Genomic DNA, 25,838 nt, shown 5'->3' with positions numbered 1-25,838 from the left:
GATGTGGAAGATTGGTATAGTGGGTGCCGGGTATTGGTCAGACAAGCATTTGCAGGCATGGCAGCGTATCCCCGGCGTTCAGATTCAAGGCCTGTGTGACCTGGATTCGGTTAAGCTGCACAGTAAGGGTGAGGCATACGGGATTCCCCGGGACATGCTGTACTCCACGCTGGAAGACATGCTGTCTTCTGCGGAGCCGGATATTATAGATATTGTTACCGCGCCGGATACCCATCCTGAGCTGGTCGGACTGGCCGCACGGGCCGGGAAGCATATCATGTGCCAAAAGCCTTTTGCCCGCTCCATGGAGGAAGCCTGTGAGATGGTGGAAACGGCCCGTGCTGCGGGCGTCCGGCTGATGGTTACAGAGAACTGGCGCTGGCTGCAGCCGATTCAGGCCATCCGCAAGCTGCTGGATGAGGGAGCGGCAGGACGGCTCCAGACGATCCGCTATATCCACACGGATTATTATTCACCACGGTTTGCCCCGGAGAATGAGCTGCCGCAGCCGTTCTTCCGGGAGATGCCGAAGCTGCTGTTCTATGAGATGGGGGTTCACTGGTATGATACGTGGCGCTTCCTGTTCGGGGAGCCTAAGCGGCTATATGCGGAGACCCGGAAGGTCAGCCCGTATATTGCCGGGGAGGACGCCGGGCTGATTACCCTCGGCTACGAAGATTATATGGGCCTGATGGATATGAGCTGGGCCACCCGGCAGAATCTGCCGGGCAGGCTCACGCTGCCTGTGCTGCCGGACCATAAGGAACAGCTGATTATTGAAGGCGATCAGGCAACGATCAAGCTGTACAGCAGCGGTACCCTCAGCCTGATTGATAACGACGGGCTGGAGACTACGATTTCGGAAGGCAACGGTCTTGATTTTGAAGAGAGCCATTACCGCCTGCAGTCGCATTTCATTGAATGCCTGAACACGGGTGAGGAATTCCAGACGAGCGGCGAAGATAATTTGAAGACGCTGGAGCTTGTATTCGGGACCTACCGAAGTGCGGAGGAGCATGAGGTCATTCATATGGCATAGCTTCCAGGGGGCGGCGTGGATGATGGGCGAGTGTACAGGTACGTTCAAATATACGAAGAACCGGAGAGCTGTTGTCCGGTTCTTCGCCATGCTTACCGGCAAGATTGGCTGATCGCCGGGGAATAGCGTACACTGGGGGGATAGAGTCATTACTGAACTTAAGCTGCGGGGTGAGAAGGATGGACAAGCTGCTGGAGCAGATCACGGGCGAGCTGCTGGGACAGGTTAGTATTGAGAGCGTGAATCCGCTGGAGCCGGTGAAGGTCAGTCGTGTACCGAAGCTCTGGAGGGTACTCGGAACCGGAAATTATGCAGCTGTCTTCTGCCGGCAGGGAGCTGAGGAATTCGCAGTGAAGATCTACGCGCCGGGCAGGCCGGGCATTGAGGAAGAAGCAGAGGTATACCGCCGCCTCGGGCAGCATCCGGCCTTCTCGGAGTGTTATTATGCCGGAGCGAATTTCCTGGTTCTCAAAAGGCTGGGCGGAGTCACCTTCTATGATTCCATGCAACGCGGCATTCTCATTACCGGACAGGCTATTGAAGACGTTGACAATGCGCTTCAGTATGCAAGGTCCCGCGGGCTGCGTCCGCATGATATCCATGCCAAGAATGTGATGCTCCGGGACGGGCGGGGACTGATTGTAGATGTCTCTGATTTCCTGAAGGATGACGACTGCAGCATGTGGGAGGATTACAAGCGGCTGTATTACCGGTTGTACCAGCCGGTGGCTTCCCGCCGGGTATTTCCGGTTCCGCGCCTGATTCTGGAGACGGTCCGCAGAGGGTACCGGTTATGGCGTCGGGGGAAGCAGAGGCGGAGAGGCTTCAATCATTTGAAAAGGTAACTATATAACATCTGCACCGAACTAAGCGCGGCCATGTCTGGATTTTGCTATTCCCGTGACTTGAAAGTGAAGGTTTGGCAGAGCGATTCCATTTATAATCGATATAGAACCTAGAATTCAATTGAAAATGGACAGGAGCGCCTCTTTATGCACTATACCAATCCCATCATATCCGGTTTCCATCCTGATCCCAGCATCTGCAGGGTAGGGGATGATTATTATCTGGTGACGAGCACATTTGAATATTATCCGGGCGTCCCTGTCTTTCACAGCAGGGATCTTGTTCATTGGCGGCAGATCGGCCATTGCCTTACCACGCCCAGCCAGTTGCCGCTGGAGAATTCGTGGAGCTCAGGCGGAATATTCGCGCCGACCCTCCGTTATCATAACGGCTGGTTCTATATGGTGACCACGAATGTAAGCGGGATGGGCAATTTCTTCGTCAAAACACAGCATCCGGAAGGCCCCTGGTCGGAGCCTTACCTGATTGCACAGGGCGGCATTGATCCTTCCCTGTACTTCGATGAGGACGGGCGCGTATATTTCCAGTCCGCCATGGACGGCGGGAAGGGGAACGGAATCTACCAGTGTGAGATTGATATCGGGACCGGGGAAATGCTGACCGGGAGCGTGCTGATCTGGACAGGAACGGGCGGCGCTCATCCCGAGGCTCCGCATCTGTACCGGAAGAACGGCTGGTATTATCTGATGATCGCGGAAGGCGGAACGGAGTATGGACATATGGAGACCATCGCCAGAAGCCGCCAGCCTTACGGCCCGTATGCAGCTTGCCCCCATAACCCGATTCTGTCCAACCGAAGTACGGCAATCAGCATACAAGCTACAGGCCATGCAGACCTGGTTGAGGCGCAGGACGGCAACTGGTGGGCGGTGTGCTTAGGCATCCGTCCGGTCTCCTATCCGATGGGCCATCATCTGGGCAGAGAGACCTTCCTGGCTCCCGTAACCTGGACATCCGAGGGCTGGCCGGTTATCGGGAACGGCGGCCGCATCGAGCCGGCTATGGACTCGCCGCTACTGCCGGAAGTCCGCTGGCCGGGGAAGCCTGTAAGAGACCATTTCGAAGATACCCGGCTGGGGCTGGACTGGACTTTTCTGCGTAATCCGGCAGAAGGAAGCTGGTCGCTCGAAGAACGGCCGGGGTATCTCGTTCTGCATGGCCACGAGGCCACGCTGAATGAAGCCGCCGCACCTGCCTTTGTGGGCCGACGCCTCAGCCACTTCACGGCCAATATAGCAGCAGAGCTGGATTATGAGCCGCAGCATGAAGGGGAAGAAGCCGGAATTACAGTGTACAAGAACGAGAAGCATCATTATGAGCTGGTGATCCGCTCTGCCAGCGGGCGGAGAGTCGCCGTGTTCCGGCGGACGGTCGGTTCACTCCGGGTGGAGCAGGTGGAGGAGTGTCCTGACGGGCCGGTCATCCTGAGAATCAAGGCGCTGCCCGGCAGCATAGAAGCCTCGGTTGAGGCACCGGATTCCGGGGGGATCGGGCTGGGGTCTGGAGAGACACATTATCTCAGCACCGAAATCTCAGGAGGGTTCACCGGGGTATTCGTTGCCATGTATGCGACGTCCGTGACAGGACAGGCCGCTCCGGCAGCGTATGACTGGTTCGATTATGAGCCGCTGGATCAGCCGGCGGTATAAGGTGTGAGCAGCAGTTCCTTGGGACATGCTGCTCTTTTTTGCAAATATAAGAATTTATATGTTTCACACGATAACTTAACCTTCTATTTCTCGCTGAAACGGTACCGTCCTTTAAAAGGACGGCAAAGCCGTTTCCACTTGGTTAAGCGGCGTATGGACCTGGCTGCTGCACAACTACTGCTGATTGCGGTAGGCTTTCGGGGACTTACCGTACGTTTTTTTGAAGAGACGGGCGAAGTAGTTACTGTCATTAAATCCACACCTATAGGAAATGTCTGTAATAGGGTGTCTGGTGTGCTTGAGCAGTGAGCAAGCATGTTCCAGCCGGAGCCGCTGAATATAAGCAATTGGTGTAGTCAGATAATACGCCTGGAATATCCTGTTCAAATGACGGACGGAAATGTCCGATTTGGCGGCAATGGCATCAAGAGTAACCGGTTCATGATAGTGATCCTCAATATAGGAGATCGCACTGGCAAGGTGCATCAGGCTGTGGTCCACGCCCTTCTCCTGAATGTCATAATGTCTGGACAGATACACGACCAGCTCCATGAATTTGGAGGCGAGCATGGTCTGATAGCCGTGCTGCTTCTGCTCATATTCGGTAATCATGCCGGCCACAAGCGATGAGACAGCCTCCAGGCTGACGATGGGGAGGTTCATTTTGCTTTTATAGGCGTTAATGCTGCGGTAAAAGGGTTCTAAGACAAACAGCGCCTGATAGCCGTTCAGCGTTCTTAAGTCCGGTCCGGCCAGCTTAAGCATGCCTGATTTGTACATAATGTTGCAAATTCTGAAATCATACGGGTCCTTATAGGCATGGGGAGTGCCGCCGTTAATCACGAATACATTGCCTTTCTTGATAAAAGTCTCTTCGTCGTTGACGATATGCGCAGCATGTCCGTTCAACACAATGACAAGCTCGGAGAAGTCTGCATGCTGATGGAGGGAGGTGTCTTCTTCATGCCCGCCATATTGGATAAAGAAAGGAAAATGCTCGTCAGTCGTGAACCAGTTCAAATATACATTGCTCACAAAGCTCCCACCTCAGAAATACGTATTTGTCTATATAATGCTAGTCTGCGACTTGAAAATCAAGGTTATCCGCCAAAGGTGACGCTAAAATATAACTGTAAACGCATTCAATCAAAGGGGATGAGATGGATGAAAAAACAAATGCCAAGAAGATTAGGGATGGGTCTGCTGGCAAGTATGCTGCTCATTTCGGCAGGCTGCAGCAACAGCAGCAGTGCCGGAAATAACACAAAGAATATAACGAACGGAAATAACAGCGCAAATGATACAGCTCCCGTAACGTTTACCTTCTTTGGCGCCGATGCCAGTCCGAATTGGAACAAGATGGAGGATGATATCGGCAAGGAGATTATTGCCAAAACAGGTGTTACCCTGAATGCGGAATATGATGTGGGCAGCGGAGGGGGACAGGACAAAATCTCAATGATGGCAGCCAGCGGAGAGTATCCTGATATGATCTATGCCAAGGGAGAGCTGGGCAAGCTGGTGGATGCCGAAGCCATTATCGACCTGACCGAGCTGATTGATAAATATGCTCCCAATATAAAGAAAGTCATGGGCGGGAACATGAACCGGATGAAATACAGCAAGGATAATCAGGCGATCTATTCGATCCCGACGAATGTCGGCATTGATCAACAGAGCTTCGATGCGACGAACGGATTTCAGATTCAGCACCGCGTATTGAAAGAGCTTGGATATCCCGAAGTCCGGACGGTGAAGGATTTCGAGAATGTCCTCAAGGCGTATGTGGCTAAGCATCCAACGACGGACGGGCAGCCGACCATACCGCTGACCGTCAATGCTGACGGCTGGAAGATCATGATTACGGTGACTAACCAGGGCGATATCACCACCGGAGGAACCAATGACGGCGAATATTATGTGAACCCTGAGACGTACGAGACGAAGCTGCATTATAAGAAGCCTGAAGAGAAGGAGTACTTCCGCTGGCTGAACCATATGTTCAATGAAGGGCTGCTCGACAAGGAATCCTTTGTTCAAAAGGATGACCAGTACAAATCCAAAATCTCCAGCGGCCGGGTGCTGGGGCTTACCTCAGTGGAATGGGAGTATCAGGATGCGGAGAACGCCCTGAAGGCTGCGGGCAAAGATGAATATACGTACGCCCACTTCCCGGTTACGCTGAGTGAGGAGTACAAGGATCACGCCATGCAGTCTGTCGGAGTGGACGGCTACGGGATCAGTATCACCGCGGCTTGTAAAGATCCGGTCCGCGCGATTAAATTCCTGGACTGGCTGTCCTCGGAAGAAGGCCAGGTGCTGAGAAACTGGGGGATCGAAGGCAAGCATTATAATGTAGAGAACGGGAAGCGCGTCATCCCTGCCGAAATTCTAGATCAGAAGGTCAACGATGCAGCAAGTTTCACCAAGGCGACAGGGGTGGGGTTGTATTCCACGCTGGGAGTCCGCTACGGGGACGGTGTGAAGGATTCTACAGGCAATTACTATACAACGAACTTCCCGGAACAGATTCTGGCCGAATATTCGGGTGCGGAGAAGGCGAGCCTGGCTGCGTATAACGCAACAACCTGGAAAGACCTGTTCCCGGCGGAGGATGAATTCCCGGTCAAGGAATGGGGCGCGCTGTATAATATGCCGGTGCCGACAGATGGGGATTATCAGGTAATCTATCAAAAGACGCAGGATATCGTCCACAAACGGATTCCCGAAGCCATCCTCTCCAGCACAGCCGAATTCGATAAAATCTACGACGATTTCATTGCGGAGCTGAATAAAGCGGGTGCAGAGAAAATGGAGAAGGAATATACAGAGCTGGTTAAAGCGAGAGTCTCGCTGTTTACCGGGAAGGAGATTGAGTAGCAGAGCCGCTTAGCTTACGCGGCAGAGATATTCAAAAAAGGGCATTTCTGCGGCTGAGAAATTAGCCTGGAAAGCCCTTTTCGTTCGAGTACAGATTCAGCCCTTCGGGATCTTCCGGTAGCTTGAAGGAGAGAACCCCGAAATCTTCTTGAACAGCCTGGAGAAGTAATAAGGGTCGTTGATCCCTATAGCGGATCCGACCTCCTTAATGCTGAGTTCGGTAAGATCGAGCAGATGGCCTGCGCGCTGGATTTTGAGCCGCAGGAAATACCCGATCGGGGAGACTCCGGTCTCGGCGTTGAAGATATAGATCAGATGCTGCTTCGACACGCCGACCTGCTTAGCCAACTCAGGCAGGGTGAGGTTGCTGCCCAGCCGTCCGTTCATATACTGGATCGCCTGTTCCAGATAGGTCCCGCGTTTCTTCTCCTGCGCGGACGGGCCTGCCGTAATGCCGATGCCGGAGAGCAGCTGTCTGGCCGTCTGGGCGATGTGCACATGGGTAGCCAGGGCGTAGGTCCGCTCAGCCAGCAGCTCATAGGCAGGGACGAACCATTCAATGAGCCGGGCCTTGCCGCTCGGGGCCAGGGCGAGGGGAGCGCCCGACAATCCGAACAGCTTCACCAGCCGGTCCGCATGATTTCCTTTGAAATGGAACCAGTATATGCTCCATGGCTCTTCCTGCATGGCCCCGTACCGGTGCGGGGTGTGTGGAGGAATAATCATCATGTCCCCCGGCTGCATGGTCATCTGCTCTCCATGATTCATCTCCACCCAACCCTCCCCCGCTTCACACAAGATCAAGATATGCGACGGGCTGCCTTCCAGGCGTTCCCTGAAATGATAACGGGCATTCGGGAAATAACCAATGTCCGTAATGAACAAGGAGGCGGTCAGCTCCTCCTGCTCCAATTCCTTCATCCAATATTCCGGCAGCACATACAGCTTCTCCTCGACAAATCCTTCCGGCTTACGGATATGACCCTGATTCATGCCGCTTCCCCTCCTGACAGATCGTATATAAACCAAACGTTAGACACCCTGGCCCAACAAGTAACCTTCCAATCTCTTCTCGCAGGCATCAGCGTATTCATCCTAAGGCTTAGAACGGGATAGCCCCTTCCAAAAGAAGTGCAATTGAGTTTTTTGGGAGCGCAGAAGGCTGAATATAGGGAATGCGAGATGCTTGTGTGCTGGAATGCTAAGGTGCTTCGGTGCTGGGTGCTCGGTGCTCGGTGCTGGGATGCTGAGATGATGAAAATGTTGCACATTTTGCAATTTTGATTCTCTGGTACAGTGGTGCCAGGGCGGATTGCTGCACAAAAAGCAGGAATTTCCCCGTTTGGTCTCAGGAAGGAGGACAGATGTTGATTTTTGTGCAACAATTCCGGTTTAAGGCTGAATTCAGGAGCGGAATGTTGCATTATGGGCAGGATTTATCCCAACCCCAACCATCGGTCGGGAAATCGTATCCTCATCGCAGTGACGCCGGGAATCCAAGCTTGCACAGAATAAGAATATAATCCATCACTTCCCGCATTTCGTCAATTGGAACCTTCCCGGCCAGAGGCTAGAGTAGAACTATCAAGTTAAGGGAGGCAGTGAAGGCATGAAGCAGGCGGGTAGCGGTAAGATGCCGGAGGCAGCCGGAGGTAACGCAGACTACGCTGGCAATGGAGATAATGCGGACAACACGTACAATGCGGGCAACGCAGACAACAGGGATAATGCGGATAGAGCGGACCGGGTGCAGGTACGGGAGACCAGTGTGATTATACCAACCTACGAAGCGGGGGCCGCTGATCCAAATCCTATGTTTCTGGAGAAAAGAGTCTATCAGGGAAGCTCCGGGCGTGTATACCCGCATCCCGTGATTGAGAGCATCTCGGATGTGAAGCAGGATAGGGCGTACAAGCTGATTATTCTGGAGAATGAATATCTGCGCATAGAGATCATGCCGGAGCTTGGAGGGCGGATCTACCGGGCGCTCGACAAGACGAATAACTATGATTTTGTCTACTATAACCGTGTAATCAAGCCTGCGCTGGTCGGTCTTGCGGGTCCCTGGATCTCCGGGGGCATTGAGTTCAACTGGCCGCAGCATCACCGCCCCAATACGTTCGGGCCTGTAGAATACAAGCTTGAGGCCGCAGTGGATGGAAGCGCTACCGTATGGGTGGGCGAGATTGACCGGATGTACGGGACGAAGGTTACGGCTGCATTCAGACTTTATCCAGGGAGAGCCTATCTGGAGGTCCAAGCCCAGTGTTATAACCGGACGCCGCAGGCGCAGACCTTCCTCTGGTGGGCCAACCCGGCGGTTGCGGTCAATGATCAGACGCAGTCTGTTTTTCCGCCTGATGTTACAGCCGTCTTCGACCATGGCAAAAGGGATGTATCGCGTTTCCCTATGGCTACCGGTACCTACTACAAACAGGATTATTCGGAAGGCGTGGACATCTCCCGCTACAAGAATATTCCGGTTCCGACCTCCTATATGGCCTATAAGTCGGATTATAATTTCGTCGGCGGATATGATCACGGTGTCCAGGCGGGGCTGCTGCATGTGGCTAATCATCATATCTCACCGGGAAAGAAGCAATGGACCTGGGGGAACGGGGAGTTCGGGCAGGCCTGGGACCGCCAGCTGACTGATGAGGACGGACCTTATATTGAACTCATGACGGGCGTGTACACCGATAATCAGCCTGACTTCACCTGGCTGCAGCCGTATGAGGAGAAGAGCTTCACCCAGTATTTCATGCCGTATAAGGGCATCGGTCTTGTGAAAAATGCCTCGGTAGACGCTGCGGTCAATCTGGAGGTTGACGCGGGATCAGCTCAGGCAGTGGTGAAGGTATACGTGACCTCGCGGCTTGAACGGGCCGTTATCCGCTTAAGCGGAACCGTGGGCGAGTATCTGCAGGAGACTGCAGATCTGTCCCCCGCAGAGGCTATAGAGCGTAAGGTCATGCTGAATGGCGGAGAGCAGGAGCATGACCTCAAGCTGACGGTCCATAGTGCAGAGGGCAGGCTGCTGGTCGCCTATCAGCCGGAGCGGCCGGAGATCGGGCGCATCCCTGAGGCGGCGAAGCCGCTGGCAGCGCCGGAGGAGCTGCGCTCAGCAGAGGAGCTGTATCTGGCCGGCTTGCATTTGGAGCAGTACCGGCATGCCACCTTTGAGCCGGAGGCTTATTATCTGGAGGGACTTAAGCGGGACAGCGGGGATATCCGTCTGAATGTAGCGTATGGAACGCTGCTGCTCCGCCGCGGCCAATATGCGCAGAGTGAGCCCTTGTTCCGCCGCGCCATTGAACGTCTGACCTCGCGTAATCCTAACCCGTATGACAGCGAAGCCTATTATCAGCTGGGGGTTGCCCTGCGCGGCCAGAACCGCCTGGATGAGGCTTTTACCGCTTATTACAAAGCGGTATGGTCAGCAGCCTGGCAGGATGCGGGGTACTTCTCACTTGCTCAGATTGCCTGCCAGCAGGGACGGTATGACGAGGCGCTGGAGCTGGCGGAGCGTTCGGTGATCCGCAATGCGCGTAACTATAAGGTGAGGAACCTCAAGTCTGCTCTCCTGCGCAGACTTGGCCGGCCGCAGCAGGCGAGAGGATTTGCCAGTGAGACTGTGCAGCTTGATCCTGCTGATTTTGGCGCATATAACGAACTGGTCCTGGCTCTTGCAGCACTGGAGGACGCTGCTGCGGCAGAAGAGGCGCTGACAGAATTAGAGCGGCTTATGCGTGGTGACGCACACAACTACCTTAATCTTATGGAGGATTATATGGACTGCGGACTCTACACGGAAGCTCTTGCTATAGGGGAGAGGGCGGCCCGGCGGAGCAGCTCCGAACCCGAATCCGTCTATCCAATGCTGCATTATGCCCTTGGCGAATGTTATGAGCGTACGGGACAAGATGAGCAGGCGCGGGAGGCCCGCCGCATGGGGCAAGCGGCCCGTCCGCTGCACTGCTTCCCGAACACCCTGTCCGAGCTTGAATGGCTGTTAAGCGCCATCCGGGCGAATCCCCTGGATGATAAGGCCTATTACTATCTCGGCAATCTCTATTATGACAAGAAGCGGCCGGAGGAAGCGGCGGCAAGCTGGGAACGTTCACGTGATCTGAGAGGGGGTTTCGCCATCGTTCACCGCAATCTGGCTCTGGCCTATTACAATAAGCAGAACAAGCCTGAGGCGGCGCTCGCTTCATTGGAGCAGGCCTTCGCCTGTGCGCCGCAGGATGCGCGGATTCTGTATGAGCTGGATCAGCTGCGCAAGAAGCTCGCGTGGTCCGCCGGGGAACGGCTGGATCATCTTGAAGCACAGCGCAGCCTGGTGGAGCAGCGGGATGATCTGTATATCGAATATGTAACGATGCTTAACCAGCTTGAGCGCTATGACGAAGCAATTACGGCATTAAGCTCGCGTACCTTCCATCCCTGGGAGGGCGGAGAGGGGAAGGTGACCGGGCAATATAAATTCGCTCATATCGAGCTTGGCAAGCAGGCGCTGCAAGAAGGCAACTATAAGTCAGCAGCTGAGCACTTGGAGCAAGCGCTGGTATATCCGGTGAACCTGGGCGAAGGGAGGCTGGAAGGCGCCCAGGAGAATAATATCTATTATTATTTGGGTGTAGCCTATGAAGGTCTTCAGCGGGAACAAGAAGCCGTCGCCAGCTACACCATAGCTTCACAAGGTCTGGCCGAGCCGGCAAGTGCGGTGTTCTACAATGACCAGCCGCCGGAGATGATTTTCTACCAGGGGCTGGCCTGGCTGAGGCTCCGGCAGCCGAAGGAGGCCAAGCGCCGCTTCAATATATTGATCGATTATGCCGAGCGTCATCTTTTCGATGATATCAAGCTGGACTATTTCGCCGTATCGCTGCCGGATTTCCTGGTGTTTGAGGATGACCTCAACCGGCGCAATGTCATTCATTGCCGCTATATGCGGGGTCTCGGACTTCTCGGGCTGGGCCGGTATGAAGCAGCGGCAGCGGAGCTTGATTTAGCTCTTGCCCTGGACCCTAATCATCAGGGAGCCGGAATTCACAGACGTATGGCCAGCAGTGCCCTGACCCGGTAATTCAACCTAATCCAAAGGAGTGAAAAGAATGGATGCAGTACTGAGCAGGCTACCGCGCAAGCTTACCCTCACCATGTGGGATTTCTCCTGGTACACGATGACCTTGCCGGGCGAGCCTTATCATGATCTGGCGGCAAGATGTAAGGAAGCGGCGGACAGAGGGTACAACACCATCCGAATCTGTGCTATGCCGTTCCTGCTATTCACTGCGGAGGGCAAACGTCCCGGACCGCTGCACTTCGGCAGTCTGGGTGAAGTGGGCCAGCGTACCCGCTGGTACAACTGCCGCGGCGGTGCCGAGCTGGACGGGCATGCGCATCTGCTGGAGCTGTTCAGACAGGCCAAGGCGCACGGACTCTATATTATGCTGTCTTCCTGGGAATATCAGCAGAGCCCCAGCTTCCTGGCTTATCCCGCGCTGCGTGATGAGTTGGCTGCAATTGCTCCCGCAGAGCGGTTCATGACCCTGGCCCGGTCGATGGACCAGCTCATCGGATATATCAAGACGGAGGGCTTTGCCAGTCAGATTGTCTATGCTGAGCTGCATAATGAAGTTGAATTCGGACAGCTTACCGCTGTGGGTACTGCCCAGGGAATCGGTGCAGCCGATACGCCCAGGCTGGTGGAGGCCATGCAGCCTTATATTGAGGAAGCGGTAGGGTATCTCCGGGAACAGCATTCCGATGTTCTGATCACAGCCAGCTATACACTGAACGAAGCTTATCCGAAGGCATATGTAGCCCGTAATTTGCAGGTGGCTCACTATCATCTCTATATCAAAGGCGTGCTGAATGAGCTTATGGATGCGGCGGGGTTGAATGATGAGGGGGTGCCTTTTCCGAACACCTTTGTCCGGTCTATGCTGAGGGAAGATGCCCCGCCCTTCGGGGAATGGACCCTGCCCGCAGGGCAGGAGTGGCGGATGGAGGGCAATCCGGTCGGGATGAAGCTGATCTATCTGCATGATTGGGCCAACCCTGATCTATGGGATCTCTACCTGTATGACCGCTATGGAGCCCACAAGCTGGCAATGCTGCAAAAAGCGGACATGCGCCTGGAAGAAGCGCAGGAATGGGCGGTACATTCGGGCCTGCCGGTGGTGATCGGCGAAGGCTATGTCGGCTATACCCCGCTGCTTGCAGGTTTCGAGGAGGGCCCGGTCGGGAAATTCATTGCCGAGTATGCGCTGCGTAAGGGGATGGCACTAGGCTTCTGGGGCATGACGCTGTGCTCTAACTGTGCGCCGCATCATCCGTTCTGGCAGGATGTGGCCTGGCAGCAGCGGTGGAACCGGTACATTCTTGAAGCGGAGTAGCCATAGTAGCGGAGTAGCGCGGCAGACCGGCAGCTTGTCATGCTGCGTCCCTCCAGGGCGGACAGCCGTTCCGAAGTAACACGAGAGAGCGTATTGTCTTGACTGTATGTTTTATAGAGCTTTGGGGACAGAATAGCATTATATAGGGCCTAAAAGACTGGCTTTGTCTACAACGAGTAGTTCTGCCATGATATAATCAATGTACATGATTGGAGTGATAATCGTGGAATTACTCGACGCACGGAATGACTTTATCTTCAAGAAAATTTTCGGCAGTGAGAATAACAAGGATCAACATCGAAATGCAGCTGTTCAATCCATACAATATGGAGAAGCGGACACTTTTCTACTGGAGCGAGATGTATTACCACCAGATTCAAAAAGGTGATGATTACAGCCAATTGAAGAAGTGTGTAACGATTAATATATTGAACTACTCATGCCTGCCGAATGACCGCCATCATAATGTCTTTCGCCTTCGGGAAGATCACACCGGGATACCTCTTAACAATGATCTTGAGATACATGTGATGGAATTAACGAAGCTCGAGGAGCAGGCCGTTCCATTGACTGGTGGTCTGATCAACTGGCTGTTACTCCTGAAGGGTGGCGTCACGAATGAATGGTGCTAAGGCTGAGGGGATTGCTCAGGGTGCAATTCGAGAAAAAAGAGAAACTGCCAGAAAACTCTTGGCATTGGGACATGAAGTGGATTTTGTCGTTAAACTTACCGAGCCTTCAGAACAGGAAGTTCAGAACCTGCAGAAGAATTAACATTCCATGGATAAACCGGTGAAACTCATATTTTTCAAAAGACTGCTCCAACTTGGGGCGGTTTTTTTGAAATAGGAAATTTATATGGTTCACTCGAAAGGAAGTGAGCGAATGGGCCATTCGTTATTTGAAATTACAGAGTCCGCGATTATACCCGCTGAGGTATCCGATAAAGTTCTGCGCAGAGAGGCGGGGGCGATTACCTTATTCATTGGGACGGTGCGTGAGTTCACGCAGGGGAAGAAAACCTTGTATCTTGAATATGAAGCATACCCGTCCATGGCTGTAACGCAGCTGAAGCGCATCGGGCAGGAAGTGCTGGAGCGCTGGCCGGATACGAAGGTTGCAGTCACCCACCGGATAGGCAGGCTTGAGATTACCGATATTGCCGTGGTCATCGCAGTCTCCTCGCCCCACCGTAAGGCTGCCTATGAAGCGAATGAATACGTGATTGAGCGGATCAAGCAAATCGTCCCCATCTGGAAAAGAGAAACCGGCGAGGACGGCAAAGCGTGGATTGGAGACCAGCTGAATCAGAACGCCTACCCCGCGGGCCGTCCGCTGCTGCCGGATATTCCGGCGGAGGACGAGAGGTAGCTAAAAGGAGGAACGTTCAATGAATGCAGAACAGGTCATGCAGGAGCTTGAAGCGCTTGGCAAGGAACGGACCAAGAAGATATATACCGCAAACGGCGCACGGGAACCGCTATTTGGTGTGGCTACCGGTGCCATGAAACCGATCTTCAAGCAAACCGGAATCAATCAGGCGCTGGCTGAGGAGCTGTATGCCACAGGTAATTATGATGCGATGTATTTTGCGGGGATCATTGCCGACCCGAACGGGATGACAGAGGCGGACTATAACCGCTGGATGGATGGGGCTTATTTCTATATGCTGTCCGATTTCGTGGTGGCTGTAACCTTGGCTGAAGCGGATATTGCCCAGCAGGTGGCCGATGAGTGGATAAGGAGCGGAGAGGACCTCCGAATGTCGGCAGGCTGGAGCTGTTACTGCTGGCTGCTGGGAAGCCGCCCGGATCAGGAGTTCCAGCGCGACAAGCTGGCCGGGATGCTGGAGCTTGTGGGTAAGACCATTCATGACTCCCCGGAGCGTACCCGGTACTCTATGAACAATTTTATGTATACCGTAGCCGTGTCCTATTCACCGCTGCATGATCTGGCATGTGAGACGGCGGAGCGGGTGGGTCCGGTCGAGGTGGACAAGGACAAGCCGAAGAGTAAGCTCATCAGCGCCTACGATAATATAATGAAGGCTGTGGACAAGGGACGGACCGGCTTCAAACGCAAACATGTACGCTGCTGATTTCCCGGATTTTACCGGCATCCGGTAATGCTTCGCCGCTTCTGGTTAATAAATGCTATGCATTTGGACAACCTATTCCCTATCCTGGAAGAAAAGAGGCGGTAAAGATGTCAACTACACACCATAGTCACGAGGAAGCCGTTGAGACGGTCCGCAAGCTGATCAAGGGGATTGATATGGCTATGCTTACCACGATTTCGGAGGAAGGGCTGGTCTCCGGGCCCATGCAGACACAGGAGGTTGAATTCGACGGAGACTTGTGGTTCCTGACCAAGAAGGATACGAGCAAGTTCGGAGAGATTCTGTATGACCCGCGGGTGAACGTGGTCTATGCAGATAAGTCCTATGTCTCCATCCGTGGAACGGCCGAGATTGTAACTAATGTGAATAAGAAGAAAGAGCTCTGGAGCGCAGGATACGAGGCGTTCCTGAAGACAAGCTATGATGACCCGAATGTGATTCTGATTAAAGTCCATGCCGAAGCCGCTGAATACTGGAAGAGCGGCAATCTGGCCGAGAAGGCAGTATACATGTTCAAGCGGATGACCGGCCAGGATACGGACGGGCTGAATCTGAATCAGACGGTCGAGCTGGAATAGAGCAGACAGACGGTTTTAGGAAGCTATAGGTTCATAGGTTCTGCAACGGAGAGATCAACAGAATTCATCTGGGGGTCTCTTTTTTGTTGTGGAGCAGTAAAAAAGATAATTGTCACATTACATACGGCTCATGTGTTATATCTATATGATTTGCAGAAAGGAGATTATCGTGGACCCTATCGAAGAGAAGATTAGAAGGATTCAGGGCGGGGAAGGAGGCTTGTACTCGGATGTGATCAGGCTGTACCAGCAACGGATTTACCTCTATTGTTACCGCTTGTTGAATAACAAGGAAGAGGCAGAAGACGCAGTACAGGATATCCTGATCAAGGCCTACCAGAATATCGGGCAGTACAAGCCTCAGGCAGATTTCACCTCATGGCTCTACAAGATTGCTTATCATCATTGCCTGAATCAGCTGCGCCGGCAGAAATACCGGCAGCAGTTGCGGAAGCTGCTCGGGCAGGAGGTTACGGAGAAAAGCGCTGAGCAAATGGCCCAGAACCGCCTGTTCAGCGAGCCGGTCTCGGCTGCTCTGGGGAAGCTGGATGTGGAGGAGCGGAATTTATTGATCCTGCGGATTTATGAAGATAAATCATTTGCGGAAATCAGTGAAATTCTGGGTGTGAGTACGGCTACCGTACGCAAAAGATATGAACGGACCAGGGAAAAACTTAAAAAAGCGATTGAGAGAAAGGAGAAACAATTATGGGCAAGCGTGAATTAACTCTAGAGGAGCAGTTTCTGAAGGATGGAGACCGTTCAGCACATTGGAACTCCGTAGATGTTCATGAACCAGTGATGAAGGCGCTCGGGCTTGAGGGGGCATTGACTGCTGAAGAAGACGAGAACCTGCTTCAGACCCTTCCGCCAAGCGGAGAGGCACCTAAAGTAATGCGCAGAATGGAAACCAGAACCGGGCGGAGACAGAAGCGGATTCCGGTGAAGGGCTGGGCGGCGGCGGTCCTGGCACTGGTCTTGCTGGGCGGCGGCTATACCCAGTTCTCCGGTAAACTCCAGCAAGGGGCTGAAGCCCAGAGTTCGGGTGAAGTCCGGCAAGGGGCCGGAGCCCAGTATAAGGTGCTTCCGTATCAGCCGCTTCCGGCGACGGCTTCCGGCGGAACGCTGATTGAGAAGGCGAAAGAACCCTTGAAGCCTTATATTCTGAGCGCAGAGCCGGGTGCAGACGATGAAGCCAACCGGAAGGAGAACATATTCTACAACGAGAAATATTCAAAGGGGGCAGCACTCATGAAGGAGCTGCTGCTTCCCGGACAGTATGCCACCTATGTCATTGGACGTGAAGACCGGGAAGAAGAGGGAAGTATGAACATGTACCGTCCACCAATGCTGTTTAAGGATTATACCGCCTATAAGACCAGTGTAGAAGCGCACAACGCTCCGATCCTGGAGCAGCCGGCGTATCTGCCGGAAGGGTATGCCCTGGACGAGGCAATCATCAACCCTTCTTTCTTAAAAGTTCCGGATGTACAGGAGCTTGAAGGCGGAAGCAGTAAAGATCTGGGCGACCACTTCAAATTGACCTGGAGAGTGGAGAAGGCGGAGAACATTGCCTACCCGTATTCCTCACTGGTATACAAGAAGGGGGAGGTTCAGGTAAGAATCAGTGCCTCGCGAGTGGATGACAATCAATACCCGGCAGATCCGCTCTCATGGAGTGAAAAGACAAAGATGGAGAATATTGAGATTAACGGCAAGCAGGCTGTTTTTTCGGATGACTCCGACAACAAGGAGCTCGACTTGGGGTATAAGTACAAGCTGGTTTGGTCTGACCCCGATGCAAAGGTCATCTACCATGTGATCGCCGGTCAGGAGAATACGGAGCTAACGAAGGATGAGCTTATCGGCATTGCCGCCAGTATGATGAAATAAGTAACGCAGAGCTGACACTCAGGGCTGTTTCGCTATCTTAGGATAGCGGAGCAGCCTTTTTGCCGATCTGCAGGATGGCATATTCGTAAGATTTTATAAGAATTCGTGCATTGCTCTCCTATGAACTTCCAACCCGTCTTGTTACTATAGCAATGTAGCAAGAGAAAACAGATGTATACAGGAGGGTTAAAGATGTTGAAATGGAAGCGTTCTCTTTCGGTCCTGGCGATGACAGCGATATTAGGTACACTGGCTGCCTGCGGCGGCGGAGGGAATAAAGTAAACAATGCAGGAGGGGCTACAGAAGCACCTGCCAGCACCAATGCTGCTGCGACGGCTGCTGCAACTGATGCACCAAGCACCAATGAGCCGGTCAAGCTGCGGATTATGTGGTGGGGCTCCCAGCCGCGTCACGAAGCCACTTTGGCGGCCCTGGAATTGTACACGAAGAATAATCCGAACGTAACCTTCGAGCCGGAGTATTCCGGTATGGACGGTTATCTGGACAAATTATCCACACAGGCTGCGGCCAACAATGCACCCGATGTGGTTCAGCTTGACCCGGGCTGGATGCCGGACTGGATGGCCCGCCAGCAATTGGCCGACCTGGCTCCTGAGGTGGATGTAAGCAAATTCGATACGAAGCTGCTGGCAGGCGGCCAATTGGACGGTAAACAGTATGCTGTTCCACTGGGCTCGGTAGCCTTCGGTATGGTATATGATAAAGCGGCTATGGATAAGCTTGGCATTGCCAATCCGGCCAACGGCTGGACCTGGGATGAGTTCTTCGCCTTAGCGAAGGAATCCAAGTCCAAGCTGCCGAAGGGACAGTATTTCACCCTCGACTATGCAGGTAACTATTTCATGTACTCGGCGTATCAGTATGCCAGAGGCAAAGGGCAGGTCATCACGGATGACGGTCACTTCAACGTGGATGAAGCCACCTATCTGGAATGGACCCGCAAGTTTGAAGAGCTCCGCAAGGAAGGGCTTGTTCCTCCGGCGGATGTGAATGCCTCCGATAAGGAAAATGATCCGCAAATGGATCTGCTCGCAGCAGGCAAGGTGCTGTTCCGTTACAGCTTCTCCAACAATCTGGGAACCTGGGACAGTATTAAGCCAGGAGCCTACGCACTTGTAACCATGCCGCGTGCCGAAGAGGCCGGAGGCTGGCTGAAGCCGTCGATGTACATGGCGGTCTCCAAGAACTCCAAGCATGCTGAAGAAGCCAAGAAATTCATCAACTGGTTCGTGAATGATGCTGAGGCTGCCCAAATCACCAAGACCTTCCGTGGCCTCCCGGCCAACAAGGATAACGCTGCTCTGCTGGAAGCCAACATGAGCGATCTGGATAAGGTAGGCTTAGGCTTGCTCCGTGCTACGGAGCCGGATGGCCAGACCTGGTCGGCCGGAGCCGGCGGCTGGACGAACTTCGTGGATAAAGACTGGGTACTGGTCCGTGACCAGCTCAGCTTCGGTAAATCCACACCGGAAGAGGCGTTCAAGCAGCTGAAGGAAGCCTCGCTATCTTACGAGAAATAAGGCATGAACTGAAAGCCCGGGACAGCAATGTTCCGGGCTTTATCTTTTTAAAAGATAAGAATGTACGAATTAATCGTTATATTTTGAAAGAATTCGAGCATTGCCCTCCTTTAGCCGGAGTGTGGCCCAATACTATACTTAAGCTATACAAATTGACCACAAGAGGTGACCACAGATGAACCGCTCCACAACCACTTTAGCCCAAGCCTCGCCGGCGCCGAAAAAAAGCTCCTATTTCAAAAGCCGGTGGAACGCTCCGCTTGCAGGCTATTTGTTTATTTCGCCCTGGCTGATCGGATTTCTGGTACTGACGGCGTATCCGTTGTTCTTATCCCTGTACTATTCGTTTACCGACTACACTCTGATGCAGCCAATGAAATGGATCGGGTCCCGTAATTACGAACGGATTTTCACCGCTGACCCCAAATTCATTCAATCCGCCAAAGTCACGGTCATGTATGTACTGGCTTCCGTGCCCCTTAAGCTGATTGCAGCCCTGCTGGTAGCCATGGTGCTCAGCAAGGCAGTCAGAGGGATCAGTGCTTACCGCACAGCGATCTACTTCCCTTCTCTAATCGGAGGCAGTATCGGGGTATCGCTGCTCTGGCGTAACATTTTCGGGGTTGACGGGATTTTCAACAAGCTGATCGCTGTCTTCGGCATCGAAGGGAAAAGCTGGATCACCAACCCGGACACTGCGCTTAGCACACTGATTCTGCTGACGGTCTGGCAATTCGGCTCCACCATGGTTATCTTCCTGGCAGGACTGAAGCAGATTCCCAATGACTTGTATGAAGCTTCCTCGGTAGACGGGGCGAACAAGTTCATTCAATTCTTCCGTATTACACTGCCTATGCTGTCGCCGATTCTCTACTTCAACCTGATCATGGCCGTAATCAATGCCTTCCAGATGTTCACCTCGGCCTTCGTGATTACGAATGGCGGTCCGATGAACGCTACATACGTGTACGCTATGTATCTGTATGAACGGGCCTTCAGCCGGTACGAGCTGGGCTACGCTTCTGCACTGGCCTGGATTATGCTGGTCGCCATCGTCGCTGCAACGCTGCTGATCTCCTACACCTCGAAATATTGGGTATTCTATGAGACTGACACTGGAGGGAAAAAACGCAAATGACAACTTTGAATTGGAAGCCTGCACTCCGGCATGTGTTCATGATTCTCTTCAGCTTCCTCATGGTCTATCCGATTGTCTGGTGGATCGGAGCCTCGCTGAAGGACAGCACCGAGCTGAGTTCACCGGGAATCTTCCCGTCCGTTCCGCAATGGGAGAACTTCACCAAAGGCTGGAACTCGGTTCCCGGACATACGTTCACTGATTTCTATCTTAACACCTTCGGCCTTGAGATTATGGTGCTGATCGCAACCCTGTTATCCTGCACGCTGGTTGCTTTCGGATTTGCCAGACTGGATTTTCCGCTGAAGAAATTCTGGTTCTCGATTCTGATGCTGACGCTGATGATGCCGGGCCAGGTGCTGATTATTCCCCAATACGCCTTGTTCCATCAGCTGGGCTGGGTGAATACGTATTTGCCGTTTGTCGTTCCCCATCTGCTGGCGGGCGGGGCCGGCGGGAGCTTCTTCGTCTTCCTGCTGATCCAGTTCATCCGCGGCGTGCCCAAGGAGCTGGATGAATCGGCCAAAATCGACGGCTGCTCCTGGTTCGGGATTTTCTGGAGAGTGGTCATGCCGCTGGCCTTCCCGGCGGTAGTTACAGTGACGATCTTCTGCTTCCTGTGGAACTGGGATGACTTCCTGGGACATCTCCTGTACATCAACACGGTAGACAAATACACGGTGGGTCTCGCACTGCGCATGATTAATGACTCCCAGTCTGCAGCCGAGTGGGGCCAGCTTCTGGCCATGTCGCTTGTCTCTATTGTTCCGGCAACGCTTGTATTCACCTTCCTGCAAAAGTATTTCGTAGACGGGATTGCGACAACAGGCATAAAGGGATAAGATGTAAAAAAACATCCGTCCGATAACGGTAAAGCGCCTGAGCCTTATTCGACGCTTTACCGTTTATTTCGTATGAAGCGGAGGCGAAGGAAGGGGATCACTTGACCAATCCTTTTAAAAAGTACAGGATCGACCGTCTGTTTTTTCACAGCTTTGCCATTATAATTATTCTAGTGATAGCGGTAACGGCTTGGACCAGCTACAGCAATTCCTCCAAAGCCCTTGTGCAGACCACCTCTCACTATCAGCAGCGGCTGCTGGATGAATTGAATAATGAGATTACCACCCGGCTGGATATGATTGAGCAGATCTCACTGTCCACCTCCCGGGACAACGAGCTGACGACCTTTCTATCGAACAGGCAGGATGATTTCGAGCGGTACCGCAAGCGTATAAGCGTTGAGAGTGCGCTCGGCAATCTGACCTACGCCATTCCGTTAATCCAGGGGATTGACCTCTACATGGATCAGCCGATGCCGAGCAGCGGGCAGAGCTATATTCAATTCCGTAATATTCTCGATCTGGATAAGCAGTCCTGGTCCAAGAATCTGGTGAAAAGCGATTTCGCCTGGTCGGGGGAATATTCCATTCCCAGTGTGCAGGGAGACATTCCAGTACTAAGCTTCGCCCGGAAAATCATGAACGAGAACGACTATCTCGGTGTGCTGGTCGTTCATATCAAGGCCAAGGAGATCCGTGCGCTGCTGACCGGCAACACCTCCGGGTCAAACCGGATCATGGCGGACAGCGCCGGCAAGCAGATTCTGAGTATCGGAGATACGCTGAAGCAGAGTGAGTGGTCTCAATGGATTGACCTCAAGAGCAACAAATCCGGCTATGTTCACATTCCCGGCGATAAAGATTCCGGCAATACGCTGCTGGTCTACTCCAGAATGGATAATTCCATCTGGACGCTGATTGAGTTCACCTCCTGGAAGCAGATTACGGCAAGCAGTCTGGAACTGGCGGAATGGATCGGGCTGATCGGGATTGGAGCGATTCTGCTGGTCCTGCTCCTGACGCATTATCTGAGCAGGCAATTCTCCAAACCGATTAAGCAGCTTGTAAGCGCTATGAAACTGTATTCAGTCGGCGGGCACAAGGAGGAGCTGCCCAGCGACTATGAGAATGAATTCGGTTATTTATTCTCCGGCTACCGCAAGCAGACTGAGCGGATCGAGGAGCTGTACCTGTCGCTGGAGCGGCGGTACGAGCAGCAGCGCAAAGCGGAGATTGAGGCCTTACAGGCCAATATCAATCCCCATTTTCTCTACAATATGCTGGACCAGCTCAACTGGATGGCCATTGAGGCCGGACAGGATGAGCTGAGCCGGATTCTGGAGCTGATGGGCCAGATGTTCAGGATCGGCTTATCCAACGGGGCAAGCTTCATCATGGTATCGGAGGAATTGCAGCACATCCAGTGTTATCTCGAAATCCAGCAGCTCCGCTGGGGCGACGGCCTGGAGTACACCATCGATGTGGAACCGGGGCTTCTGGAGGCCTATCTTCCCAAGCTGACTCTGCAGCCGTTCGTGGAGAATTCAATTGTACACGGCTTCAATAAGCAGCGCAGCGGATATGTCTGGATATCCTTTACTAAAGTAGAGGAGACCCTGCAGATTAGAATTGATGATAACGGGGCAGGCCTGAAGCAGCCGGAGGCGCGCCCGCACAGGCGGCATACCGGCGGCTATGGCATACGGAATGTGCGGGAGCGGATTGCCGGATATTTCGGAAATGGCTACGGGGTTACACTGCAGGAACGTGAAGAGGGAGGGACCCGGGTAGAGATTGTTCTGCCGCTGCTCACAGAGGCTCCGGCACAGATACTGACTGCTTCTCTCGCTGCGAAGGAAGGCTGATAAGGCTGCTGCGGGCCAGAGAAGCTTAAGGAGGCAGACATGATGTGGAAGATCGCTATTATTGACGATGAGCGGCAGGTACTTCAGGGGATGAAGCGGGCGATTCCATGGGAGGAGCTGGGCGCAGAATGGGCCGGTGAGGCGCTGAACGGGGAAGACGGTCTGGCAATGATCCGTGCAACCAGCCCGGACATTGTAATCACCGATATCTATATGCCGGTGATGAGCGGTCTGGAGATGATGGAGCAATTAAGGAACGAGGGCTTCAAGGGCAAAATTATTATTCTAAGCGGATATTCAGACTTCGAGCATGCCAGACAAGCCCTCCGGCTTCAGGTCAGTGACTACGTTTCCAAGCCCATAAGTCTGCCTACGCTTAGAACAATCCTTCACAAGGTGATTGAAGAGCTGCTTGGAGAGCAGGAGAAGGTGATCAGACAAGGTGAGCTGGAGCTGAAAATGATGCTGTATGAGCCTTTTGTCGAGAAGGAATGGGTCCGGTCCGCAGCGGTTGGCACCCTGGAGCCTTCCTACCGGAACAATTCCCATCTTCCGCCTTCGTATCATTACTGGCTTGACGGCAGGCATGCAAGCATCGGGATCGAGCTGATCCGCGATGACCGGGCCAGCTCCTTCTCGGTCTCGGACTGGAATCTGCTGCGCTTCGCGGTCAGTAACATTGCCTGTGAGGTCACGCGCAAGCATTACGCTAATATCGAATACACTGAGCTGAACAGCTACCGGGCCTTGCTGATCATTCATCCAGAGGAAGAATGTACACAGCAGCTGGAAGAGCTGGCGACACGGCTGGTTGATAGCATCCAAGCGTATCTCAGACTGGTAGTCCGCATAGGTATTGGAGGACTGAAGGACACCTGGACGAAGATCCCCGAATCGACAGAGGAGGCCTTCCGTGCCATGGATCACGGGGCTTTGCGGATTAGCCCGGCATATGAGGTATACTGCTACAGGGAGAGCCACAGCAGCGGGCAGGACCGGGGGGTCCTTTTCCCGGTGAAATTCTCCTACAAGCTGGCCGCTGCGATGAAGGCTTCACAAGAGGCAGAGGCACAGCAGCTTGTATACGGATATATTACCGAGCTGCAAGCGCAGCAAGGAGTGTCTGCCAGCTACGTGCAGATGCTCGGCAGCGAGCTATGGGGCATTATCACCTACTCGCTGTATGAGTCGGGCTTCGTACTCGATGATCTGTTCACCAATGATCAGATTGCCCAGGAGATCGGCAACCTGGCTGTACCTGACCAGCTGGCAGGCTGGTTATCTGCCAAAATCACAGCGATCTGTGCCAGCCGTCAATGGAAGGGCAGCAGTAAGCACCGGCAGGTCGTGGATTTCATGACCAACTACATTCATGAGCATTACGCCGAGGAGCTTACGCTGGCTGATCTGTCGGATAAGGTGTTCATCTCCCGGAATCATTTGTCGATCATCTTCAAAAACATCACCGGGGAGACCTTCAACAACTACCTGACCCGGGTGCGGATCGAGAAGGCCAGGGAACTATTAATGGAGCGCAATATGCTGGTCTATGAAGTGGCGGAGCGGGTAGGCTATAAGAACATTCCTTATTTCAGCACGCTATTCAAGAAGATCACCGGCATGAATCCTACCGAGCTGATCAAATGATGACACATATAATCCGCCAGAGACAAGTATGATGGTAGAAGCCGCGATGACGGAGCAGGGACTTGCGGCTAAAGCTGCATCAACATCAATGTGCCATCGGGGAGGACAGTGTTATGCCCGTTAACTTCAGTATTATCGGCGGAGCCGGATTCCGCGCACAGTATTATCTACGAATTGCCAGGGTCTTGCCGGATCTGTTCCGGGTTGGCGGCCTGGTAGTCAGAGACCGGGCCCAGGGACAGTTGATAGAAACAGAGTGGGGCGTTCAAACATACCGTTCCCTTGACGAGCTGCTGCGCAGTGAGGACCCGGATTTCGCAGTGGTCTCTGTCGGCGGCGGGGCGGCAATGAACTATTTGTACCGGCTGGCAGAGATTGGCCTTCCAGCGTTGACAGAGACACCGCCTGCCTCCAGTCTGGAAGAGCTGGAGCAGCTGCATAAGGAGTTGACCGTGCACGGGGCCTGGATACAAGTCGCAGAGCAGTACCCGTATCATCCGGTTCAAGAGGCGCGGCTATCGCTGATCCGCTCTGGCAGGTTGGGCAGAATCACCGAGACGACAGTTTCCGTATCTCATCTGTATCATGGGGCAGCACTGATGCGCAGGATGCTTGGCATCGGGTTCGAGGAGGCGGTCATCCGGGGGATGCGGTTCGACTCCAGCTGGGCTTATGGCCCAACCCGCAGCGGCCCTCCGGCTGAAGACAAGCTGATTCCGCTGCACAGGGAACTGGCCTGGCTGGATTTCGGAGACCGGCTGGGCATTTACGATTTCACCAAGGACCAGCACCGTTCATGGACGCGCTCGAATCATCTTAACGTGCGCGGAGAACGCGGGGAGATCTTCGATAACCGGGTGCTGATCCAACAGGAGAATCTGGTGCCTCTGCAAATGGAGCTGAAGCGCATCAACCGTGGAGAACAGGAGAATGCCGAAGGCTATTACCTCCAGGGGATTATTTGCGGAGAGCAATGGCTCTATACCAATCCGTTCATCCCTGCCCGGTTGTACGATGATGAGCTCGCCATTGCGTCCTGTCTGGATAAGATGGCCCTCTATGCCGCTGGCGGCCCCGGCTTCTACGGACTGGAGGAAGCCTCGCAGGACGTATACCTCGGCAGGATGATTGAGAAGGCCATCGAGTCCGGCGAAGCCATAAGAACAGAGCGGATGTGCTGGGCGGAGGGGAAGTAGGGTTGTGGCGGGGAGGTACACATGGAAGCAAAGTTGATCCGCTGGTGAAGGACGTTATTGACGCTTGCAGTGTGGCGATACTATAATTTGTAAAACGGATGAAGCACATCCCGCACCCTGATTGATCGGGTGCGGGATTTTTTGTGCGTGAATATGCCTGATTTTGCAGAGGAGGAAGA

20 protein-coding genes and 1 pseudogene are annotated in these 25,838 nt (G+C 53.5%); 19 read left to right on the top strand and 2 right to left on the bottom strand.

Going from position 1 to position 25,838, the window contains the following annotated elements:
• Position 1 precedes the first annotated feature (1 nt).
• From MKX42_RS26385 to MKX42_RS26375, 3 genes are all read left to right on the top strand, one after another.
• The gene (locus tag MKX42_RS26385) at positions 2–1,039 is read left to right on the top strand and encodes a Gfo/Idh/MocA family protein (protein ID WP_340755833.1); all 1,038 of its coding nucleotides are present in this window, start codon (positions 2–4) and stop codon (positions 1,037–1,039) included.
• A 179-nt stretch (positions 1,040–1,218) separates the two neighbouring features.
• The gene (locus MKX42_RS26380) at positions 1,219–1,884 is read left to right on the top strand and encodes a serine/threonine protein kinase (RefSeq protein WP_340755832.1); all 666 of its coding nucleotides are present in this window, start codon (positions 1,219–1,221) and stop codon (positions 1,882–1,884) included.
• 147 nt (positions 1,885–2,031) lie between these two features.
• The gene (locus tag MKX42_RS26375; RefSeq protein ID WP_340755830.1) at positions 2,032–3,555 is read left to right on the top strand and encodes a glycoside hydrolase family 43 protein; all 1,524 of its coding nucleotides are present in this window, start codon (positions 2,032–2,034) and stop codon (positions 3,553–3,555) included.
• A 174-nt stretch (positions 3,556–3,729) separates the two neighbouring features.
• Here MKX42_RS26375 and MKX42_RS26370 read toward each other — a convergent pair whose 3' ends face one another.
• A complete protein-coding gene (locus tag MKX42_RS26370; RefSeq protein ID WP_340755829.1) occupies positions 3,730–4,590 on the bottom strand; it encodes a helix-turn-helix domain-containing protein in 861 nt (286 codons plus the stop codon).
• Positions 4,591–4,719: 129 nt separating this feature from the next.
• Here MKX42_RS26370 and MKX42_RS26365 point away from each other — a divergent pair, with 129 nt between their 5' ends.
• Positions 4,720–6,435, top strand: coding sequence for an ABC transporter substrate-binding protein (locus MKX42_RS26365; RefSeq protein ID WP_445669345.1), 1,716 nt, complete (start codon positions 4,720–4,722; stop codon positions 6,433–6,435).
• A gap of 96 nt (positions 6,436–6,531) precedes the next feature.
• Here the strand turns inward: MKX42_RS26365 and MKX42_RS26360 are convergent, their stop codons facing one another.
• Positions 6,532–7,428, bottom strand: coding sequence for an AraC family transcriptional regulator (locus MKX42_RS26360; RefSeq protein ID WP_340755824.1), 897 nt, complete (start codon positions 7,426–7,428; stop codon positions 6,532–6,534).
• A 616-nt stretch (positions 7,429–8,044) separates the two neighbouring features.
• On the opposite strand from MKX42_RS26360, the gene MKX42_RS26355 reads away from it, so the two are divergent.
• The 15 genes and pseudogenes from MKX42_RS26355 to MKX42_RS26285 all read left to right on the top strand — a co-directional run bounded on the left by MKX42_RS26355 (position 8,045) and on the right by MKX42_RS26285 (position 25,659).
• A complete protein-coding gene (locus MKX42_RS26355) occupies positions 8,045–11,524 on the top strand; it encodes a tetratricopeptide repeat protein (RefSeq protein ID WP_340755822.1) in 3,480 nt (1,159 codons plus the stop codon).
• Between the two features lie 28 nt (positions 11,525–11,552).
• Positions 11,553–12,839 (top strand): cellulase-like family protein, encoded by a 1,287-nt coding sequence (locus MKX42_RS26350; protein WP_340755820.1) that lies wholly within the window; start codon positions 11,553–11,555, stop codon positions 12,837–12,839.
• Between the two features lie 220 nt (positions 12,840–13,059).
• Positions 13,060–13,465 (top strand): annotated as a pseudogene (locus MKX42_RS26345) (Rpn family recombination-promoting nuclease/putative transposase); the annotation flags it as partial.
• Positions 13,458–13,613: a hypothetical protein gene (locus tag MKX42_RS26340; RefSeq protein WP_340755817.1), complete on the top strand. Its 156-nt coding sequence runs from the start codon at positions 13,458–13,460 to the stop codon at positions 13,611–13,613. The pseudogene MKX42_RS26345 and the gene MKX42_RS26340, both read left to right, overlap by 8 nt.
• A gap of 111 nt (positions 13,614–13,724) precedes the next feature.
• The gene (locus MKX42_RS26335) at positions 13,725–14,210 is read left to right on the top strand and encodes a molybdenum cofactor biosynthesis protein MoaE (protein ID WP_340755815.1); all 486 of its coding nucleotides are present in this window, start codon (positions 13,725–13,727) and stop codon (positions 14,208–14,210) included.
• Between the two features lie 19 nt (positions 14,211–14,229).
• Positions 14,230–14,937: a DNA alkylation repair protein gene (locus MKX42_RS26330; RefSeq protein ID WP_340755813.1), complete on the top strand. Its 708-nt coding sequence runs from the start codon at positions 14,230–14,232 to the stop codon at positions 14,935–14,937.
• A 107-nt stretch (positions 14,938–15,044) separates the two neighbouring features.
• Entirely contained in the window at positions 15,045–15,536 is a 492-nt protein-coding gene (locus tag MKX42_RS26325) for a pyridoxamine 5'-phosphate oxidase family protein (protein ID WP_340755809.1), read from the top strand.
• Positions 15,537–15,705: 169 nt separating this feature from the next.
• Positions 15,706–16,263, top strand: a complete 558-nt coding sequence (locus tag MKX42_RS26320; protein ID WP_340755807.1) for an RNA polymerase sigma factor — start codon at positions 15,706–15,708, stop codon at positions 16,261–16,263.
• The gene (locus MKX42_RS26315) at positions 16,245–17,429 is read left to right on the top strand and encodes a DUF4367 domain-containing protein (RefSeq protein ID WP_340755805.1); all 1,185 of its coding nucleotides are present in this window, start codon (positions 16,245–16,247) and stop codon (positions 17,427–17,429) included. Before MKX42_RS26320 ends, MKX42_RS26315 begins: the two co-directional genes overlap by 19 nt.
• A 192-nt stretch (positions 17,430–17,621) precedes the next feature.
• Entirely contained in the window at positions 17,622–18,971 is a 1,350-nt protein-coding gene (locus tag MKX42_RS26310) for an ABC transporter substrate-binding protein (RefSeq protein WP_340755803.1), read from the top strand.
• A 175-nt stretch (positions 18,972–19,146) separates the two neighbouring features.
• Entirely contained in the window at positions 19,147–20,109 is a 963-nt protein-coding gene (locus MKX42_RS26305) for a carbohydrate ABC transporter permease (protein ID WP_340755801.1), read from the top strand.
• Positions 20,106–20,951, top strand: coding sequence for a carbohydrate ABC transporter permease (locus tag MKX42_RS26300; protein ID WP_340755800.1), 846 nt, complete (start codon positions 20,106–20,108; stop codon positions 20,949–20,951). The genes MKX42_RS26305 and MKX42_RS26300 overlap by 4 nt, the downstream gene beginning before the upstream one ends.
• A 101-nt stretch (positions 20,952–21,052) precedes the next feature.
• Entirely contained in the window at positions 21,053–22,816 is a 1,764-nt protein-coding gene (locus MKX42_RS26295) for a sensor histidine kinase (protein WP_340755798.1), read from the top strand.
• A gap of 42 nt (positions 22,817–22,858) precedes the next feature.
• Positions 22,859–24,463 carry a response regulator transcription factor gene (locus tag MKX42_RS26290; protein ID WP_340757831.1) on the top strand — a complete coding sequence of 535 codons (1,605 nt, stop codon included), beginning with the start codon at positions 22,859–22,861 and terminating at the stop codon, positions 24,461–24,463.
• 113 nt (positions 24,464–24,576) lie between these two features.
• The gene (locus MKX42_RS26285; RefSeq protein WP_340755797.1) at positions 24,577–25,659 is read left to right on the top strand and encodes a Gfo/Idh/MocA family protein; all 1,083 of its coding nucleotides are present in this window, start codon (positions 24,577–24,579) and stop codon (positions 25,657–25,659) included.
• Positions 25,660–25,838: the final 179 nt, after the last annotated feature.

It is taken from the genome of Paenibacillus sp. FSL R7-0204, from assembly GCF_038002225.1.
Classification (GTDB): domain Bacteria; phylum Bacillota; class Bacilli; order Paenibacillales; family Paenibacillaceae; genus Paenibacillus_AQ.
The sequence above is the reverse complement of the archived record's forward strand: the minus strand, read 5'-3'. Positions and strand labels throughout refer to the sequence as shown.

Coding starts and splice junctions, on each gene's coding strand:
- MKX42_RS26385 (WP_340755833.1), top strand. CDS start 2: ATGTGGAAGATTGGTATAGTGGGTGCCGGGTATTGGTCAGACAAGCAT.
- MKX42_RS26380 (WP_340755832.1), top strand. CDS start 1,219: ATGGACAAGCTGCTGGAGCAGATCACGGGCGAGCTGCTGGGACAGGTT.
- MKX42_RS26375 (WP_340755830.1), top strand. CDS start 2,032: ATGCACTATACCAATCCCATCATATCCGGTTTCCATCCTGATCCCAGC.
- MKX42_RS26365 (WP_445669345.1), top strand. CDS start 4,720: ATGAAAAAACAAATGCCAAGAAGATTAGGGATGGGTCTGCTGGCAAGT.
- MKX42_RS26360 (WP_340755824.1), bottom strand. CDS start 7,428: ATGAATCAGGGTCATATCCGTAAGCCGGAAGGATTTGTCGAGGAGAAG.
- MKX42_RS26355 (WP_340755822.1), top strand. CDS start 8,045: ATGAAGCAGGCGGGTAGCGGTAAGATGCCGGAGGCAGCCGGAGGTAAC.
- MKX42_RS26350 (WP_340755820.1), top strand. CDS start 11,553: ATGGATGCAGTACTGAGCAGGCTACCGCGCAAGCTTACCCTCACCATG.
- MKX42_RS26340 (WP_340755817.1), top strand. CDS start 13,458: ATGAATGGTGCTAAGGCTGAGGGGATTGCTCAGGGTGCAATTCGAGAA.
- MKX42_RS26335 (WP_340755815.1), top strand. CDS start 13,725: ATGGGCCATTCGTTATTTGAAATTACAGAGTCCGCGATTATACCCGCT.
- MKX42_RS26330 (WP_340755813.1), top strand. CDS start 14,230: ATGAATGCAGAACAGGTCATGCAGGAGCTTGAAGCGCTTGGCAAGGAA.
- MKX42_RS26325 (WP_340755809.1), top strand. CDS start 15,045: ATGTCAACTACACACCATAGTCACGAGGAAGCCGTTGAGACGGTCCGC.
- MKX42_RS26315 (WP_340755805.1), top strand. CDS start 16,245: ATGGGCAAGCGTGAATTAACTCTAGAGGAGCAGTTTCTGAAGGATGGA.
- MKX42_RS26310 (WP_340755803.1), top strand. CDS start 17,622: ATGTTGAAATGGAAGCGTTCTCTTTCGGTCCTGGCGATGACAGCGATA.
- MKX42_RS26305 (WP_340755801.1), top strand. CDS start 19,147: ATGAACCGCTCCACAACCACTTTAGCCCAAGCCTCGCCGGCGCCGAAA.
- MKX42_RS26300 (WP_340755800.1), top strand. CDS start 20,106: ATGACAACTTTGAATTGGAAGCCTGCACTCCGGCATGTGTTCATGATT.
- MKX42_RS26290 (WP_340757831.1), top strand. CDS start 22,859: ATGTGGAAGATCGCTATTATTGACGATGAGCGGCAGGTACTTCAGGGG.
- MKX42_RS26285 (WP_340755797.1), top strand. CDS start 24,577: ATGCCCGTTAACTTCAGTATTATCGGCGGAGCCGGATTCCGCGCACAG.